Genomic DNA, 17,680 nt, shown 5'->3' on the forward strand with positions numbered 1-17,680 from the left:
ACGAGCCTACTCAACGTCCGCCGAGAGCCTGGCGCTTGTGCCGGAGAAAGGCTTGCTCCGCCGCGTTCTCGGTGCGCTCGATCGCCGCGTCGTACGCACGGACCGCCTCCTCCTCGCGCCCCAGACGCCGCAGCAGATCCGCCCGGATCGCATGGAAGAGGTGGTGTGTGCCGAGATCGAGGCCGTCGACCAGTTCCAGAGCCACCGCCGGGCCGTCGATCTCGGCCACCACGACCGCGCGGTTGAGCGCCACGACCGGGTTCGGGGCGAGGGCGAGCAACTGGTCGTACAGCCGCAGAACCTGCGGCCAGTCCGTCGCCGCCGCGATCGGCGCGTCGCTGTGGACCGCGTTGATCGCCGCCTGGATCTGGTACGGGCCCGGCCGGCCGCGCCTCAGACACTGCCGGACCAGTTCCTGGCCCTCGGCGACGAGGCCGCGGTCCCACAGCTCACGGTCCTGGTCGGACAGCAGCACGAGATCGCCGCCGGGGGTGGTGCGGGCCGCCCGGCGCGACTCGGTGAGCAGCATCAGCGCGAGGAGCCCCTTGACCTCCGGCTCGTCGGGCATCAAACCTGCCAGCAGCCTGCCGAGGCGGATCGCCTCGGCGCAGAGGTCCTCGCGGACCAGCCGTTCGCCCGAACTGGCCGTGTACCCCTCGTTGAAGATGAGATAGACCACGGCGAGCACGGCCCGCAGGCGGTCCGGCAGGTCGGCGTCGCGCGGGACCCGATACGGGATCCCTGCGTCCCGGATCTTGCCCTTCGCCCGGACCAGCCGCTGCGCCATGGCGGGCTCGGCGACCAGGAAGGCGTTTGCGATCTCCGCCGTGGTGAGTCCGCCCAGCAGCCGCAGGGTGAGGGCGACCCGCGACACGGGGGCGAGCGCCGGGTGGCAGCAGGTGAAGATCAGGCGCAGCCGTTCGTCACGCACGGGGCTCTCCTCGGCCGGTTCGTCACGGGCGTGCAGCAGGGCTGCCTGGGCGTGCCGGTCAGCGCGGGACGCCTCCCGGCGCAGGCGGTCGATCGCCCGGTTGCGGGCCGTGGTGATGATCCAGCCCGCCGGGCTCGGAGGCACCCCGGTCGACGGCCACCGCTGCACCGCCGCCGTGAACGCGTCCTGGACCGCCTCCTCGGCGACGTCGATGTCACCGAAGACGCGGACCAGGACGGCGACCGAGCGGCCGTACTCCTCACGGAACACGCGCTCCACCGCCGCGGGCACCTCCGGCATGCCTGACATCACCCGCCGGTTCCGTGCTCCAGCGGCCTGACCTCGATCGGGAGGGTGATCGCTCGCGCGAGCTTGCGGCCCCATTCCAGGGCGGCGTCGAGATCTTCCGCCTGGATGACCGTGAACCCGCCGATGTGCTCCTTGCCCTCCAGATAGGGGCCGTCGGTCGTGACCATGTCCTCGCCCTTCAGCCGCAGCACGGTGGCCGTGCTCGGCGGGTGCAGACCCCCGGAGAACACCCAGGCACCGGCTGCCCTGAGCTCGGCGTTCACGGCTTCGAGGTCCCGCATGATCGGATCCAGGATCTCGGGCGCGGGCGGGGGACCGTCGGGCTGGTAGATGCTGACCAGGTACATCTTCATGGTGTCGCTCCTCGTGTGCCGGCCGGCGCAGTCCCGGCCTCTCACCCTCTATACGAAGGGCTCCGCGCCGGATCGACATCGGACGCGGCCGGATCGCGAAGATTTTCCGCGGCGGTGGTCGTCCGGTTCCCCTCGTGGCCGGGAACCGTCGGACGGAAGGCAGGGCCCTGTCCGGCGGGGGTCGAACCCGGGATATCTTGATGTCGAGCAATGTTGCAGACGTGACGTGGAGCGGAGCACCCGGTGACTGACTCGACCATCATCTATACGCACACCGACGAGGCGCCGGCCCTGGCGACGTATTCGTTCCTGCCGGTGATCCAGGCCTATGCATCGACGGCCGGGGTCCGTGTGGAGACCCGTGACATCTCTCTCGCGGGACGGATCATCGCCAGTTTCCCCGAGCGTCTCGAGGAGGGCCGGCGCATCGAGGACGCACTCGCCGAGCTCGGCGAGCTGGCCAGGACCCCCGGCGCCAACATCATCAAGCTGCCGAACGTCTCGGCGTCGATTCCCCAGCTGAAGGCCGCGGTCGCCGAGCTGCAGGAGCAGGGCTACGCGCTGCCGGACTACCCGGACGACCCGAAGACCGACGAGGACAAGGACGTCCGCGCGCGCTACGACAAGATCAAGGGCAGCGCCGTCAACCCCGTCCTGCGTGAGGGCAACTCCGACCGCCGCGCCCCCGCGTCGGTCAAGAACTACGCCAAGGCGCACCCGCACCGCATGGGTGCCTGGACGCCCGAGTCGAAGACGAACGTCGCGACCATGGGCGCCGACGACTTCCGCTCCACCGAGAAGTCGGCGGTCATCGCCGACGCCGGCTCGCTGCGTATCGAATTCGCCGGCGAGGACGGCGCCACCACCGTCCTGCGCGATTCGGTACCGGTGCTCGCGGGTGAGGTCGTCGACGCGTCCGTCATGCGCGTGGCCGCGCTGCGCGAGTTCCTCGGCGCGCAGGTCACCCGTGCCAAGGCCGAGGGCGTGCTGTTCTCGGTGCACCTCAAGGCCACGATGATGAAGGTCTCCGACCCGATCGTCTTCGGTCACGTGGTGCGTGCCTTCTTCCCGAAGACGTTCGCCGAGCACGGCGCCACCCTCGCCGCGGCCGGCCTGAGCCCGAACGACGGTCTCGGCGGCATTCTCAAGGGCCTGGACGCGCTGCCCGAGGGCGCCGCGATCAAGGCGTCCTTCGAAGCCGAGCTCGCCGACGGTCCCGCGCTGGCGATGGTCGACTCCGACCGCGGCATCACCAACCTGCACGTGCCGAGCGATGTCATCGTCGACGCCTCGATGCCGGCCATGATCCGTACGTCCGGGCACATGTGGGGCCCGGACGGCCAGGAGGCCGACACCCTCGCCGTCCTCCCGGACAGCAGCTACTCCGGCGTGTACCAGGTCGTCATCGACGACTGCCGTACCCACGGCGCCTTCGACCCGTCGACGATGGGCTCGGTGCCCAACGTGGGCCTGATGGCGCAGAAGGCCGAGGAGTACGGCAGCCACGACAAGACCTTCGAGATCGCCGCCGCGGGCACCGTCCGCGTCGTCGACGGCGGCGGCAACGTCGTGCTGGAGCAGGCGGTGAACGTCGGCGACATCTTCCGCATGTGCCAGACGAAGGACCTGCCGATCCAGGACTGGGTCAAGCTCGCCGTCACCCGCGCCCGCGCGACCGGCAACCCGGCCGTGTTCTGGCTCGACGAGGGCCGTGCGCACGACGCGACCCTCATCGGGAAGGTCAGGACCTACCTCGCCGACCACGACACCGAGGGCCTGCAGATCGAGATCATGTCGCCGGTCGAGGCGACCGCGTTCTCCCTGGAGCGGATCCGCCGTGGCGAGGACACCATCTCGGTCACCGGCAATGTGCTGCGCGACTACCTGACCGATCTCTTCCCCATCCTGGAGCTCGGTACGAGCGCGAAGATGCTCTCCGTCGTCCCGCTCATGAACGGCGGCGGACTGTTCGAGACCGGCGCCGGCGGCTCCGCGCCGAAGCACGTCCAGCAGCTGGTCAAGGAGAACTACCTGCGCTGGGACAGCCTGGGTGAGTTCCTCGCGCTGGCGGTCAGCTTCGAGCACCTGGCGCAGACCACGGGCAACGCGCGCGCCCAGATCCTCGCGGACACCCTGGACCGTGCGACCGCCACGTTCCTCAACGAGGACAAGTCGCCCACCCGTCGCCTCGGCGGCATCGACAACCGGGGCAGCCACTTCTACGTGGCGCTCTACTGGGCCCAGGAGCTGGCGAAGCAGACCGACGACGCGCAGCTCGCGGAGGCGTTCGGCGCCCTTGCCAAGACGCTCACGGAGCAGGAGCAGACGATCGTCGGCGAACTGATCGCCGTGCAGGGTTCGCCCGTCGACATCGGCGGCTACTACCGGCCCGACGTGACGAAGGCGTCGGCGGTCATGCGCCCGTCGACGACCTTCAACCAGGCGCTCGAAATTCTCGCCTGAGGATCTGAGGATCTGAGGGCCTGACGGCCTGAGACAGCGGCGGGGCGGAGGGCATCGCCCTCCGCCCCGCCTGATGCGTGCCTGATCCGCCCCGGCCGGCACCTGTCCGCGCCGCGGCGGCTCCGTGTTCACGCCAAGGGGCCCGTGTGCCCCGCCTCCCGTGGGCGTTTCCCTCCACGACCGGCTGACCCGTCCGCGCGGCCCGGTCGCCGATGGCGTACCACGGGCAGCGGCGGCTTCCGTCTTCTGTGCCCGTCACAGCTTCCGGGTGGTCCGCCCGGCCGGCGCCGGGGCTACGACCGGCGGCGAGGCTTGCCGCCCTTGGCGCTCTTGCCCTTGCCGCCCTTGGGGCCGCCGGAGCCACTGCGCGGGCTCTTGCGGGTCGGTGTGCCGGCCGCGGTCGACTTGCCGGCCGCGGACTTCCGCCGTGCGCTGTCCGCCTCGGGGCGCTTGGCCTTCGACTGCGCCGGTGCCGGGGCGCGGCCACGTGTGCTGTTGACGGTCCGTCCGCGGACAATCCCGATGAAGTCCTCCACCAGGTCCGTGGTTTCGTTCTCCGGCCACGACAGCGCGACGCGTGACTCGGGGGCGTCCGAGACGGTCCGGTAGGTGAGGTCCTTTCGGTGGTGCAGGCGTGCGATGGACTGCGGGACGACGAGAAGCCCCACTCCCGCCGCCACCAACTCGATGGCGTCCGCCGTCGTGGCCGGACGCTCCAGGGCGGGCCGTCCCGGCCGGTGCTCCCAGTCGAGGGTGTCGTCGAGGGGATGCAGCACGATGTCGTCGGCCAGATCCCCGGCCGACACCTCGTCGACCGCCGCGACGATGTGGTCCTTCGGGACCACGACCACCGTCGTCTCGGTGTAGAGGGGAATCGCGCTGAGGTCAGTCCGGTCGATCGGCAACCGCAGGAGACCCGCGTCGGCACCGCCGCCCCGCAGCAGGTCGGGTGCTTCGCCGGCGGACACCGCGAGGAGCGTCAGTGGGACGTCGGGCAGCCGCTCGTTCCAGATCCGCACCCACTTGCCGGGCGTCACTCCAGGGACATACGCCAGCCGGAACGAAGGGGATGCTTCCGAGCCTGTCACCCCGCCAGGTTACCGGTCGTGGTCGGAGGTGTCGCACACGCTCGATACTCTTGACACCATGACGTCGCACCAGACCACCCAGACCATGAAGCCCGCGACCGCGGCGAAGAAACTGGGTGTGTACCTCGAGGCCACCCCCGCCGAGTTCCAGGAGGGTGTCGTCTCGCGCAGCGAGCTGAGCACGCTGCAGACCGATCCGCCCGAGTGGCTGCAGGAACTGCGACGCAACGGCCCGCACCCCCGGCCGGTGGTCGCGGCGAAGCTGGGCATCTCCATCGCCGGTCTCGCGCGCGGCGGAGTCACCGAACCCCTCACCACCGAGCAGATCGACGCGCTGAAGAAGGACCTTCCCGAGTGGCTGCAGAAGGAACGCGCCACCCAGGCCGAGGTCCGCAAGGAAGCGGTGCGCATCAAGGAGAAGAGGGACAGGGAGAAGGACACGGAGCGGGGCGACCGGCCCGACCGCTCGCGCTGACGGTTTGTGCCTGACGGTACGCCGGAAGGTTCCCCGTCCGACGGTCCGCGTCTGACGGTCGTGTGGGCCACGTACCGCTGGGCGCGTGCCCGGGCCCGCGGGCGCCGGGCGTGTGCCGGAGGCTACGAGGCGCCCGCCGGGGCTCGCCGGGCGCCGGGGGCTCCGGCCATGATCGCCTCGACGTCCTGCGTCGCGAACTCACTGCTGGTCATGGCGTGGCCTCCCCGGTCCTCCATCCCCAGGCCGTGATCATTCCGGGTGAGAGCGCGGCGCAGTCAGGCGAGTCGAGATAACGGACCGCCGCGTCGACCGTCTCGTCGTCGACCAGCCCGGTGGCCACGATCGCCTCCCTCGCCCGGTCCCAAGTCCCCGCCCAGAAGCGGCTGATGGGGCTGCCGGGAACCAGAGGCGGCACCTGGATCTCCGCGGCGACGGACGCGAGCCCCGCGGCGCGCAGCAGCCGCGGATAGTCCGGAACCCAGGAGACATCGGTGCCGATGGTGTCGCGCAGCCCCTGCCACATGGCCCGCATGACCCTGGTGTACGGCGTCGTGGGCGCGCTCGCTGTGGTCAGGTCGACGGCGTCGCTGAGGACCAGCACCCCACCGGGAGCCAGGAGTTCGCCGAGCCGGGCGATCAGACGCCGCCGTCCGGGCAGGTGCATCAGGACGAACCGGGCGTGGACCAGCTGGAATCGGCCGGGGTCGAACTCCGGGGCGGTGATGTCCGCCTCCAGGGCGTCGAGCCCGGGCAGGGGATGGGCGGTGAGGAAGCGTACGTCGCGGTCGACGGCCAGCACCGACGCGACACCGGCCTCGTCCAGCAGCCGCCGGGCGACGGTCCCGGTGCCGGCTCCCACATCGAGACAGCTCCAGCCCGGCCCGGCCCCCAGGTCCCTGAGGCGGGCCATCGTCGTGTCGTCGTAGGTCACCGCGCCGAGGTCGATGCGGTCGTCCTCGCCGGACTGCTCGGGCCGGAACACGCTCTCGCCGTAACGGGCAGCCGTGGAGAGCCCCGGCGGCTGCTCGCCGCGCCGGGCGTGTGCGCACATGCGTCGGTCACCGCCTCTGTGCCTCAGCGGGCATCGCGCGAGCGGCCCGATGCCACCCGTAGGGCGACGGTCACCGCCTGCGGCGCGTACCCCTCCATTATGGCCGGGGTGCTCCGCGCATTCCTGGCGTGGCTGCGGGCGCGGCCGAGGCGACGAACCGGCCGGTCGCGGAGTGCAGGTCGCCCGTCGGACCGGTCAGGTCCGACACGATGGCCACGAGGTCGCGGTCGGGATCCGGGTACACAGCCACGCGGCGGGACCCGGGTACACGGCCGCGCGGCGGCCCCCGGGAACACGGCCATGCGGCGGGATCCCTGGACGTCACCGCGCGGACCGCGACTATGTGCTGGTCACCGCGCGCAAGGCCGACTCAGGGACAGCGGCTCCGGCCGAGCAGCCGGCTCGGCACGCCGCAGGACCGCACAAGCCGCGGGAGGCGTTCGTCCCGGGAATACCGTGTCGCCATGGTGCACGCCGGTAGCCCCCAGGCCGATCGACCGGAGGGGCCGGCCGCTCCGGGCCGGTCCCTGGCCCCGCTTCTTGCGGTCTGCGCGGGTTACTTCATGGTCATCCTGGATGTGACCGTCATCAATGTCGCCGTCCCGGTGGTCGGGCGGGAGTTGTCGGCCTCGCTCACCGGGATCCAGTGGATCACGGACGGCTACACCCTGATCTTCGCCGGCCTGCTCCTCACCGGCGGCGCGCTGGGGGACCGGCTGGGCAACCGCCGGATCTTCTGTACCGGGGTGGTGGTGTTCACCGCCGCCTCCCTCGGCTGCGGACTCGCCCCGAGCACCGGGACCCTGGTGGCCGCCCGGCTGTTGGAAGGACTCGGCGCGGCACTGATCGTGCCCGGCTCCCTCGCCCTCCTCCAACAGGCCTATCCCTCACCCGCCGAGCGATCCAGGGCCTTCGGCCTGTGGGGCTCCATGGCGGGCATCGCCGCCTCCGCCGGGCCCCTCCTGGGCGGCCTCCTGGTCACCACCGTTGGCTGGCGCTGGGTGTTCTTCATCAATCTGCCCGTGGGGTGCGCCTGCCTGCTGCTGACACTGCGCCGCCTGCCCGCTTCGGCCCGGCACCCGGACCGACCCGTGGACTGGCCGGCCCAGTGCGCGCTGATCGCGATGGTGGCCCTGCTCATCGCCGTCCTCAACGAAGCCGGACGACGCGGCTGGACGGATCCACTGATCCTCACCGGGGCCGGCTTGTGTCTGCTGGCAGCCGTCGCGTTCGTCCTGCGTGAGCACCGGGCCCGCACCCCCGTGCTGCCCCTGCGACTGCTGCGCTCCCGCCCGATGAGCGGCGGAGCGGCCATCGGCCTGCTGTTCAACTTCGCCTTCTACGGCATGATCTTCACCGCCAGCCTGTACTTCCAGCACCAGCGCGGCCTGACCGCGCTGCGCACCGGGCTCGCCCTCTTCCCGGCCGTGGCGATGACCATGTTCGCCTCGGTCCTGTCCGGGCGACTGGCCCGCCGTACCGGACACCGCCCCCTTGTGGTCACGGGCATGCTCCTGGGAGCGGCGGGTCTGGCAGGCTGGGCCGCCGCCGGACAGAGCCCGGACTACCTCCTGCTCGTGGCGCCGATGATGGCGGCGGGCTTCGGCACGTCCTTCGCCCTCACCGGAACAACCGCCACCGTGATGTCGGCGTCTGCGGACGAGTACTCCGGGACCGCTTCCGCCCTGTTCAACACCACCCGCCAGATCGGCAGTGCCGCAGGCGTCGCGCTGGGAGGCTCACTGCTGGCCGCCGCGGCCGGCTTCACGACCGGGCTGCGGACCAGCATGGCCATCGGCGCGGCGGCGTACCTGACGGCCGCCGTACTTGCACTCTTCTGCATCCCGCGGAAGGCACTCCACCCGTCATCGGCTGAATGACGGCGGGCCAGGGCGGGCACGCCGGAGGTTCGGGACCTCTGCCGTGCCGGGAAGTCGTCGCGCCGTCCGGGCCGTCCATGAAGTCGGCGATGGAGGGTTGCGGTTGGCTGAGGCCCGGGGGCCGGACCGCCATGTGGCCGTATCCGCCGCACACCGGCTCACCGCGGCGGTTCGCGGCTTCCGCCGGCTGGGTCTCATGAGCTGGTGGACAGGCGGTCCCCGGCGGCGGCCCTGACGTCGGGCTCCTCCATCGGGTCGTCCCGCAGCCGGACGAGCCGCTGCCGGTCCAGCGGCCCGTCGGGTGCGGAGGCGATGCCCAGCAATCGGGCGTTCGATTCGCAGTCCCACAGCGACTCGGTGTACGCCCGGTCGAGTCCGGCCGGGGGGAGCGCCGCCAGGGCTTTCAGGTAGGCCGGCCGTTCGTAGGAGTGCGGGGTGCGCAGCCACAGTCGGCGCAGTACTGGAGCCGCCTCCGCGGCTGCGGGCCCGAAGCGGGACAGACCGGCGGCCAGCCGGTCGGGGCCGCACCACCGGCGTGTCTTCTCGTGAGCCGCGAGTTCGTCCACAAGCACGGGAACGTCCTGGATTTCCCCGTACTCGGCCAGAACCCGGATGCCTGTCCAGGACAACCAGGGCCGCTCGTCCGCCGCCCATCGGCGTGCCTCGGGCACAGCGAGGGCGCCGAGCCGCTCGACCGCACGCGCGAGCCCGGGAAGGGGCCGCTCGCCGTCCACGGTCCCGAGGCCGGGCACCAAGGGAATCAGCGCCGGCTCCGGCGGACGACCGGCCAAGGCGTCCAGGGCCTTGATCTTTGCACCGTCGGCCAGCAGGCACAGGAGGAGGCGACCGCTCGGACTCACGTCGACCGTGTGCATCCGTGGCCTGCGAACGGGTGCGACGGGCAGCGGCCCCGCCCCCCAGCGCACCCAGGGCTCGGACCGCCGCAGCAGCGGTTCCTCCCCCGTCAACCGGGCCCGTGCGACGTCGACCAGGTCGTCCCACCACTCGACCGGCCAGACACCTGCCACGGACTCAAGGACATCCACCCAGTGCTCGCCCTCGCGGATGTAGGCCCGCAGGGCTTCGCGGGCCTCGGCCGAACCCGACACAGCCAGTAGTTCCAACGTGAGTGTGGCTCGCTCGCAGTCGTCCTCGTCGTCGCCCAGCAGGGCGACCAGCGGATCCAGCGGGAGTCCCAGCTCCTGGATCAGCCGCGCCAGGTAGAGGTGGCGGTCGTCCACCGAGTCCCACCGCCAGTCGTCCCCGACGACGTCGTACACCAGCTCGGCGGATGTCGCAGGATCGTCCAGCGCCGGCAGCGCACCCAGCCCCCGGCCTCGTTGCAGCATTCCCTTGAGCGAGCCCGCCGACGCGTAGGCCGGGTCGCTCGTTGATTGGTCGCTCATCGATGCCGAGCCTGCCCGAGACGCACCTCTGCCACCAGGCATTTTCTCGATGGCCAGCCCGCCCCTGAGGGGCCATCGCAACGCCCGGCCCGGGTCACCCGGCCGGGGTCATGGCGCATAAGCACACAGGGCTCATGTGCCGGGGTGTCGTTAAGGCTCCGCGTCAGGACGGGGCGAGGACGCAGAACTCGTGGCCCTCCGGGTCGGCCAGGCACGTCCACGGGACCTCGCCCTGGCCGAGGTCGAGGTCGGTGGCGCCGAGGGCCCGCAGCCGGGCCACCTCTGCTGCTGTGTCGTCACCGGGGTACGGCAGCAGGTCAAGATGGACGCGGTCCGGCACGGTCCTCACGTCGGGCGTGCGGAGGAACTCGAGATACGGGCCGACTCCCTTGGCGGAGCGCAACACCGCATGATCGTCAGTCACTTCATGCAGGGTCCAGTCCACCGCCTCACCCCAGAACCGGGCCATGGCCCGCGGATCCGCGCAGTCGACCACCACCGCGGCGATCGGCCCGGTGTCCCGGTAGATCTCCCGAGGCTCCAGCACGCAGAACTCGTTGCCCTCCGGGTCGGCCAGGCACGTCCACGGGACCTCGCCCTGGCCCACCTGGGCGGGCGTCGCACCGAGAGCCCGGAGGCGCGCGACCAACTCCGCCTGATGGGCAGCAGAGGTGGTGGCGAGATCGAGGTGCACACGGTTCTTTGTCGGTGTCTTGGGTTCCGGGACGGGAACGACGTCGACGCAGACGGCGACCGGGTCCGGCCAGACCAGGCCGCCGACGGGTCCGACGTAGGTGGTCACGCCGGGGCTGTAAGCATTCCAGCCGAGCGCCTCCGCCCAGAAGCGGCCGACCGCCGAGCCATCAAGAGCCTTTATGTTCACCTGAACAGGTCGCAGTGCCATGCCGGGGATCCTATGCACCCGTTCTGCAACGACATCCGCGCCGTCGCCAAACAGCGATCAACTCGCTCACCAGCCGCAATGCTCAGCTCGCCAGGTAGAGCGCTCAGCCCCGCCAGGTGAACTGCTCACTCGCCAGATGAAGTGCCAGGTCACAACCTGCTGCGGCTCACCGACCGTCATTGCATAAAAGTGCAGAGATGCGTATAGTCATGCCATCGACAAGGAGGGTTCGATGGCGGTGCGAGCAGCAGTGGCAGGAGCGAGCGGGTACGCGGGCGGGGAACTGCTGCGGCTCCTCCTGACACACCCCGGGATCGAGATCGGAGCCCTCACCGGCAATTCCAACGCAGGCCAGAAGCTCGGCGGACTGCAGCCCCACCTGCTGCCGCTCGCCGACCGGGTGCTCGAGGCCACCACCGCCGAGGTACTCGCCGGGCACGAGGTCGTCTTTCTCGCGCTCCCGCACGGGCAGTCCGCCGCCGTCGCCGAGCAGCTCGGTGACGATGTGCTCGTCGTCGACATGGGTGCCGACTTCCGGCTCAAGGACGCCGCCGACTGGGAGGCGTTCTACGGATCGCCGCACGCCGGGACCTGGCCCTACGGCCTCCCCGAACTGCCAGGCGCCCGCGCCGCGCTGGAGGGGTCCAAGCGCATCGCGGTGCCCGGTTGCTATCCGACCGCCGTCTCGCTCGCGCTGTTTCCGGCGTACATCGCCGCTCTCGCCGAGCCCGAGGCCGTGATCACCGCCGCATCCGGAACCTCCGGTGCGGGCAAGGCACCCAAGACGCATCTGCTCGGCAGCGAGGTGATGGGGTCGATGACCCCGTACGGCGTCGGCGGCGGCCACCGGCACACGCCCGAGATGATCCAGAACCTCAGCGCGGCGGCGGGGGAGCGGGTCACCGTCTCCTTCACGCCCACCCTCGCGCCCATGGCCCGCGGCATCCTCGCCACCTGCAGCGTCAAGGCGAAGCCGGGCACGACGGCACAGGACGTGCGGGCCGCGTACGAGAAGGCCCTGGCCGACGAATCGTTCGTCCATCTCCTCCCCGAGGGTCAGTGGCCCGCGACCGCCTCCGTGTACGGATCGAACGCCGTGCAGATCCAGGTCGCCCATGACGAGGCCGCGGGCCGCATCATCGCGATCAGCGCCATCGACAACCTGACCAAGGGCACCGCGGGCGCCGCGGTGCAGAGCATGAACATCGCCCTCGGGCTCCCCGAGGACACCGGACTTTCCACGATCGGAGTGGCACCGTGAGCGTCACGGCAGCGAAGGGGTTCACGGCGGCGGGCATCGCCGCCGGGATCAAGGGGAACGGCAACCCGGACCTGGCCCTCGTGGTCAACAACGGTCCCCGCCGTGCGGCCGCGGGCGTCTTCACCTCCAACCGTGTCAAGGCCGCCCCCGTCCTGTGGTCCGAGCAGGTCCTGCGCGGCGGTGAAGTCGGCGCCGTCGTTCTCAACTCCGGCGGCGCCAACGCCTGTACGGGCCCCAAGGGCTTCCAGGACACCCACGCCACCGCCGAGAAGGTCGCCGACGTCCTGAACCACGTCCTCCACGCGGATGCGGAGGCCCACAGCGCCGGCGAGGTCGCTGTCGCATCCACCGGCCTCATCGGCATCCTGCTCCCGATGGACAAGCTCCTGCCCGGCATCGACAGGGCTGCCGCCGAGCTGAGCGAGCACGGCGGCGAGAAGGCCGCCATCGCCATCAAGACCACCGACACCGTCCACAAGACCTCTGTGGCCGCGGGGGAGGGCTGGACCGTCGGCGGCATGGCCAAGGGCGCGGGCATGCTCGCCCCCGGCCTGGCCACCATGCTCGTCGTCCTCACCACCGATGCCGACCTGGAGCCGGCGACCCTCGACAAGGCCCTGCGCGACGCCACCCGGCAGACCTTCGACCGCATCGACTCCGACGGCTGCATGTCGACCAACGACACGGTCCTGCTGCTCGCGTCCGGAGCGAGCGGGATCACGCCCCGGTACGAGGAGTTCGCCGAGGCCGTGAAGGGCGTCTGTGACGACCTCGCACGCCAGCTCATCGGCGATGCGGAGGGTGCCAGCAAGGACATCCGCATCGAAGTGATCAATGCGGCCGGTGAGGACGACGCCGTCGAGGTGGGCCGCTCCATCGCCCGTAACAACCTGCTCAAGTGCGCCATCCACGGCGAGGACCCCAACTGGGGCCGCGTCCTGTCGGCCATCGGCACCACCCAGGCGGAGTTCGACCCCGACCGGCTCAATGTCGCCATCAACGACATCTGGGTCTGCAAGAACGGCAGCGTCGGCGAGGACCGCGAGCTCGTCGACATGCGCTACCGCGAGGTCAAGATCACCGCCGACCTCGCCGCCGGATCCGCGTCCGCCGTCATCTGGGCCAACGACCTCACCGCCGACTACGTCCACGAGAACAGCGCGTACTCCTCCTGAGGACTCATGAGCACCCGTAAGCACACCGCACTGCCCAAGGCCCAGATCCTCATCGAGGCGCTGCCCTGGCTGACCCGGCACAACGGCAGGACCGTCGTGATCAAGTTCGGCGGCAACGCCATGATCGACGAGGATCTGAAGGCCGCCTTCGCCCAGGACGTCGTCTTTCTGCGCCAGGCCGGAATCAAGCCGGTCGTCGTGCACGGCGGTGGCCCGCAGATCAACGCGCAGCTCGACCGGCACGGCCTGGTCAGCGAGTTCAAGGCGGGCCTGAGGGTCACCACCCCCGAGGCGATGGACGTCGTACGGATGGTGCTCGCCGGCCAGGTCCAGCGCGAGCTGGTCGGGCTGCTCAACCAGCACGGTCCGCTCGCCGTCGGCATGACCGGCGAGGACGCCCACACCATCACGGCGACCAAGCATCAGCCGCAGATCGACGGCGAGCTCGTCGACATCGGCCGGGTCGGCGAGATCACCGAGATCGACACGGGCGCCATCCAGGCACTGCTCGACGACGGTCGCATCCCGGTCGTCTCCTCCATCGCACGCTCCGCGGACGACCACCACGTCTACAACGTCAACGCCGACACCGCGGCGGCGGCGCTCGCCGCCGCGCTGGGCGCCGAGACGCTCATGGTCCTCACCGATGTCGAGGGCCTCTACGAGGACTGGCCCGAGAGCGACGACGTGATCAGCAGGCTCACCGCGAGCGAGCTGGAGAAGCTGCTGCCCGACCTCTCCAGTGGGATGGTTCCGAAGATGGAGGGCTGTCTCTTCGCCGTACGCAACGGGGTCCGGACCGCCCGTGTGCTCGACGGCAGGGTCCCGCACTCGATCCTGCTGGAAATCTTCACCGACGAGGGCATCGGCACGATGGTGCTGCCCGACGGACAGGGGGAATCATGAGCAACCAGGAACTCACGCGGCGCTGGCAGGGCGTGATGACCGACAACTACGGCACTCCGAAGCTGTCGTTGGTGCGCGGCGAGGGCGCCACGGTGTGGGACGCGGACGGCGTCCGGTACACCGACTTCGTCGGCGGTATCGCGGTGAACGCGCTCGGTCATGCCCACCCCGCAGTCGTCGAGGCCGTCTCCCGCCAGATCGCGTCGCTCGGGCATGTGTCCAACCTCTTCGTCGCCGAGCCGCCCGTCGCGCTCGCCGAGCGGCTGATCCAGCTCGCCGGCCGCCCGGGACGTGTCTTCTTCTGCAACTCCGGCGCCGAGGCCAACGAAGCCGCCTTCAAGATCGGCCGGCTGACGGGCCGTCGGCACATGGTCGCCACGCACGGCGGCTTCCACGGCCGCACCATGGGCTCGCTCGCGCTGACCGGACAGCCGGGCAAGCAGCAGCCGTTCCTGCCGCTGCCCGGGGACGTCACGCACGTTCCGTACGGCGACGCCGAGGCGCTGCGGGCCGCGGTCACCGAAGAGACCGCGCTCGTGATCATCGAGCCGATCCAGGGCGAGAACGGCGTGGTCGTCCCTGCGAGGGGTTATCTGGAAGCCGCTCGTGCGATCACCCGGGCCACGGGCACGCTGCTCGTGCTCGACGAGGTCCAGACGGGCATCGGGCGCACCGGCCACTGGTTCGAGTACCAGGCCCACCAGGGCGTCGAGCCCGATCTCGTCACGCTGGCCAAGGGCCTGGGCGGCGGTCTTCCGATCGGCGCGACCCTCGCCTTCGGCGAGGCTGCCGGCCTTCTGAAGCCCGGTCAGCACGGCACCACCTTCGGCGGGAACCCCGTCGCCTGCGCCGCCGGACTCGCCGTGCTCGACACGCTCGCGGCGGACGGAACCCTCGACGAGGTCAAGCGGCTCGGCGAGAAACTGCGCGACGGAATAGAGTCCCTGGGCCACCCGCTGGTGTCCCATGTCCGTGGCGCGGGGCTGCTGCTGGGTATCGTGCTCAACGAGCCCCTCGCGCCGCAGGCGCAGCAGGCGGCCCAGAGCGCCGGCTTCCTGGTGAACGCGCCCGCCCCCGATGTCGTACGGCTGATGCCGCCACTGATCATCGGCGAGGCGGAGGTGGATGCGTTCCTCGGGACCCTGCCCGGCGTTCTCGACGCAGTCGACGGGGATGGACGATCCGGAGAATGAGACGACGATGACCGAGGCGCAGGACACCGAGCACGGCGGGCCCGCCGTACCCCAGACCCGTACGGCCCGCCACCGCCGGATCGTGGACATCCTCAACCGGCAGCCGGTGCGCTCGCAGAGCCAACTGGCCAAGCTCCTCGCGGACAACGGCCTGAGCGTCACCCAGGCGACGCTGTCCCGCGATCTCGACGAGCTGGGAGCGGTGAAGATCCGCAACACGGGCGGCGAGCTGATCTACGCGGTGCCCAGCGAGGGCGGCTTCCGCACCCCGCACGCCCCGCTCGGCGAGTCGGCGAAGGAGGAGCGCATGCGTCGCCTCTCCGGTGAGCTGCTGATCTCCGCCGAGGCCTCGGCCAACCTCGTGGTGCTGCGTACCCCCCCGGGCGCGGCCCAGTTCCTCGCCTCGGCCATCGACCAGGCCGAACTGCACGACATCCTGGGCACTATCGCCGGCGACGACACGCTGATGCTCATCAGCCGTGACCCGTCCGGCGGCCAGGCGCTCGCCGACCATCTGCTGCGCCTGGCCCAGAACGACCGCTGAGGCCCGGACCGCGGAGAGCCCGTACGACAGCTGAGACCCGTACGACCGCTGGGCCCGTACGACCGGACCGCCGTCAGGCGGTCAGCGCCGCCAGGTGGCGGGCGAATCCGCTGGTTCGCCAGGTGCTGCCGTCGGCGTTGACCGCGAAGCCCTCGGTGTCGGGCAGCGCCTCCAGCCAGTCGCGGGCCCGCTCACCCATGGCGTACGCCGCCGTCGCGCGGGCGTCCGCGTGCGTCAGCCCCGGGCAGACGACGGTCATCGACGCGATGCCGTCGGCGGGGGGCCTGCGGGTGTGCGGGTCGACGATGTGGCAGCCGCGTTCGGCGGGCCCCGAGGTGGCGACGGCGAGTCCTTCGGCGGCCTCGATCACCGTGACCAGTTCGCCCGGGTGCAGCGGATCGGACACGCCCACCCGCCAGGGGCCGCCGTGCAGCTGGATGTCGCCGCCTCCGTTGAGGCAGACCGCCTCCGCGCCGGACGAGGCGAGCATGCGGACCGCGCACTCCACCGCCCAGCCCTTGACCAGGCCGGTCGGGTCAAGCTCGCCGGAGTGGCGCGCGGTGAACCAGCCGTCGCTCTCGTGCTCCGCGTCCCCGCAGAGCTGGAGCACCTCGGCGACCTCGGTGACACAGTCACCGAGCGAGAGTTCACCCCGGGCGAGCCGGCTGAGCTGGCTGTCCTCGCGATAGGTCGAGAAGATCTCGTCGACGCGATGCAGACCGGCCACGGCGGCGGCGAGTCCGGCCCGCACCCTCGGATGGTCGCTGCCGGTCGCGATCCGGATGTCGAACGAGAAGACCGTGCCCATGGAGTGCTCGACATGGCGCAGCCGCTCCTGGCCGGGCATCACAGACCAGCCTTGTCGAGTGCGCTCTGGAGGGACTTGATGTATCCCTGGCTGGTGTAGCTGGCGCCGGAGACGGCGTCGATCTGAGCGCTCTGCGCGGTGATCGCGGCCTGGTTGAGCTTGGGTACGGCGTTGGCCGCGATCTGGCGGCTGTTGGGGTCGGCGCTGGGTGTCTTGACGGCGTCGGCCGCGGTGATCTTGCCGCCCCTCACGGTGATCCGCACCTGCACCGGGCCGTACTGGGTGTCGCTCACGTCGCCGAGCACGGTTTTCGCGGCCGATCCGCCACCGCCACCGCCACCGGTGCCGTCACCGGTGCCTGAGCCGGCCTCGGCGCCCGAACCGGTCTCTGCGCCGGAACCGGCCTCTGCGCCCGAGCCGGCCTCGGGGCCCGAACCGGGGCCGTCGCCCGTTCCCTGTCCGGGCTGCGCCCCGGCCGCGGAGCCCGGCGCTCCGGCGGTTCCCGCCTTGTCGAGTGCGCTCTGGAGGGACTTGATGTATCCCTGGCTGGTGTAGCTGGCGCCGGAGACCGCGTCGATCTGAGCGCTCTGCGCCGTCACCGCGGCCTGGTTGAGCTTGGGAATCGCGTCGGCGGCGATCTTCCGGCTGTTGGGGTCCGCATCGGGCGCCTTCACCGCCTGTGCCGCGGTGATTCTGCCGCCGCTGAGGGTGAGCTGGACCTGGACCGGGCCGAACTGCGTGTCGGCGGCCTCGCCGAGCACGGTCTGCCCGCTCGCGGCCGCCGATCCTGCCGGCGGCACCTGGGACCCCGCCGACGCCTCGACCACGGTGGTGCCCGGCTGCTTCAGTGCCAGCAGCAGGACGACACCGGACGCGGTGGCGGCGACGCCGATCATGATCCGCCGAAGCGGATGCTTCCTTTTCACGGACGGC

16 protein-coding genes are annotated in these 17,680 nt (G+C 71.0%); 8 read left to right on the forward strand and 8 right to left on the reverse strand.

Annotated features, from left to right (window positions below; all coding sequences use genetic code 11):
• Window positions 1-10: 10 nt before the first annotated feature.
• Window positions 11-1,231: an RNA polymerase sigma factor gene (locus OG293_RS29900; RefSeq protein ID WP_406001889.1), complete on the reverse strand. Its 1,221-nt coding sequence runs from the start codon at window positions 1,229-1,231 to the stop codon at window positions 11-13.
• Window positions 1,232-1,239: 8 nt separating this feature from the next.
• Window positions 1,240-1,593: a YciI family protein gene (locus OG293_RS29905; RefSeq protein ID WP_406001890.1), complete on the reverse strand. Its 354-nt coding sequence runs from the start codon at window positions 1,591-1,593 to the stop codon at window positions 1,240-1,242.
• Window positions 1,594-1,836: 243 nt separating this feature from the next.
• On the opposite strand from OG293_RS29905, the gene OG293_RS29910 reads away from it, so the two are divergent.
• On the forward strand, window positions 1,837-4,056 hold the full coding sequence (locus OG293_RS29910; protein WP_406001891.1) for an NADP-dependent isocitrate dehydrogenase: 2,220 nt from the start codon (window positions 1,837-1,839) through the stop codon (window positions 4,054-4,056).
• Between the two features lie 293 nt (window positions 4,057-4,349).
• On the opposite strand, the gene OG293_RS29915 is transcribed toward OG293_RS29910, so the two are convergent.
• The gene (locus OG293_RS29915; RefSeq protein WP_406001892.1) at window positions 4,350-5,144 is read right to left on the reverse strand and encodes a LysR family substrate-binding domain-containing protein; all 795 of its coding nucleotides are present in this window, start codon (window positions 5,142-5,144) and stop codon (window positions 4,350-4,352) included.
• 58 nt (window positions 5,145-5,202) lie between these two features.
• Between OG293_RS29915 and OG293_RS29920 the strand changes: the two genes are divergently transcribed.
• Entirely contained in the window at window positions 5,203-5,619 is a 417-nt protein-coding gene (locus tag OG293_RS29920) for a DUF5997 family protein (RefSeq protein ID WP_406001893.1), read from the forward strand.
• Window positions 5,620-5,827: 208 nt separating this feature from the next.
• Here the strand turns inward: OG293_RS29920 and OG293_RS29925 are convergent, their stop codons facing one another.
• On the reverse strand, window positions 5,828-6,670 hold the full coding sequence (locus OG293_RS29925) for a class I SAM-dependent methyltransferase (RefSeq protein WP_406001894.1): 843 nt from the start codon (window positions 6,668-6,670) through the stop codon (window positions 5,828-5,830).
• A 464-nt stretch (window positions 6,671-7,134) separates the two neighbouring features.
• Between OG293_RS29925 and OG293_RS29930 the strand changes: the two genes are divergently transcribed.
• Entirely contained in the window at window positions 7,135-8,550 is a 1,416-nt protein-coding gene (locus OG293_RS29930) for an MFS transporter (protein ID WP_406001895.1), read from the forward strand.
• Window positions 8,551-8,744: 194 nt separating this feature from the next.
• Here OG293_RS29930 and OG293_RS29935 read toward each other — a convergent pair whose 3' ends face one another.
• Together OG293_RS29935 and OG293_RS29940 are read right to left on the reverse strand one after the other, a co-directional pair.
• Window positions 8,745-9,956 (reverse strand): hypothetical protein, encoded by a 1,212-nt coding sequence (locus OG293_RS29935; protein WP_406001896.1) that lies wholly within the window; start codon window positions 9,954-9,956, stop codon window positions 8,745-8,747.
• 163 nt (window positions 9,957-10,119) lie between these two features.
• Window positions 10,120-10,860, reverse strand: a complete 741-nt coding sequence (locus OG293_RS29940) for a VOC family protein (protein WP_406001897.1) — start codon at window positions 10,858-10,860, stop codon at window positions 10,120-10,122.
• A 232-nt stretch (window positions 10,861-11,092) separates the two neighbouring features.
• Between OG293_RS29940 and argC the strand changes: the two genes are divergently transcribed.
• The 5 genes from argC to OG293_RS29965 are packed head-to-tail and all read left to right on the forward strand — an operon-like array spanning window position 11,093 to window position 15,939.
• Window positions 11,093-12,121, forward strand: a complete 1,029-nt coding sequence (gene argC, locus OG293_RS29945) for an N-acetyl-gamma-glutamyl-phosphate reductase (RefSeq protein WP_406001898.1) — start codon at window positions 11,093-11,095, stop codon at window positions 12,119-12,121.
• Window positions 12,118-13,296 (forward strand): bifunctional glutamate N-acetyltransferase/amino-acid acetyltransferase ArgJ, encoded by a 1,179-nt coding sequence (gene argJ / locus OG293_RS29950; RefSeq protein WP_406001899.1) that lies wholly within the window; start codon window positions 12,118-12,120, stop codon window positions 13,294-13,296. The genes argC and argJ overlap by 4 nt, the downstream gene beginning before the upstream one ends.
• A gap of 6 nt (window positions 13,297-13,302) precedes the next feature.
• Window positions 13,303-14,202: an acetylglutamate kinase gene (gene argB / locus OG293_RS29955; RefSeq protein WP_406001900.1), complete on the forward strand. Its 900-nt coding sequence runs from the start codon at window positions 13,303-13,305 to the stop codon at window positions 14,200-14,202.
• Window positions 14,199-15,395, forward strand: coding sequence for an acetylornithine transaminase (locus OG293_RS29960; protein ID WP_406001901.1), 1,197 nt, complete (start codon window positions 14,199-14,201; stop codon window positions 15,393-15,395). Before argB ends, OG293_RS29960 begins: the two co-directional genes overlap by 4 nt.
• Window positions 15,396-15,402: 7 nt before the next feature.
• Window positions 15,403-15,939, forward strand: a complete 537-nt coding sequence (locus OG293_RS29965; RefSeq protein WP_406001902.1) for an arginine repressor — start codon at window positions 15,403-15,405, stop codon at window positions 15,937-15,939.
• A gap of 73 nt (window positions 15,940-16,012) precedes the next feature.
• On the opposite strand, the gene OG293_RS29970 is transcribed toward OG293_RS29965, so the two are convergent.
• Both OG293_RS29970 and OG293_RS29975 read right to left on the reverse strand, forming a co-directional pair.
• Window positions 16,013-16,786, reverse strand: coding sequence for an FAD:protein FMN transferase (locus tag OG293_RS29970; RefSeq protein WP_406001903.1), 774 nt, complete (start codon window positions 16,784-16,786; stop codon window positions 16,013-16,015).
• Window positions 16,786-17,673 carry an FMN-binding protein gene (locus OG293_RS29975; protein ID WP_406001904.1) on the reverse strand — a complete coding sequence of 296 codons (888 nt, stop codon included), beginning with the start codon at window positions 17,671-17,673 and terminating at the stop codon, window positions 16,786-16,788. The genes OG293_RS29970 and OG293_RS29975 overlap by 1 nt, the downstream gene beginning before the upstream one ends.
• Window positions 17,674-17,680: the final 7 nt, after the last annotated feature.

It is taken from the genome of Streptomyces sp. NBC_00829 (assembly GCF_045161795.1).
Lineage (GTDB): Bacteria > Actinomycetota > Actinomycetes > Streptomycetales > Streptomycetaceae > Streptomyces.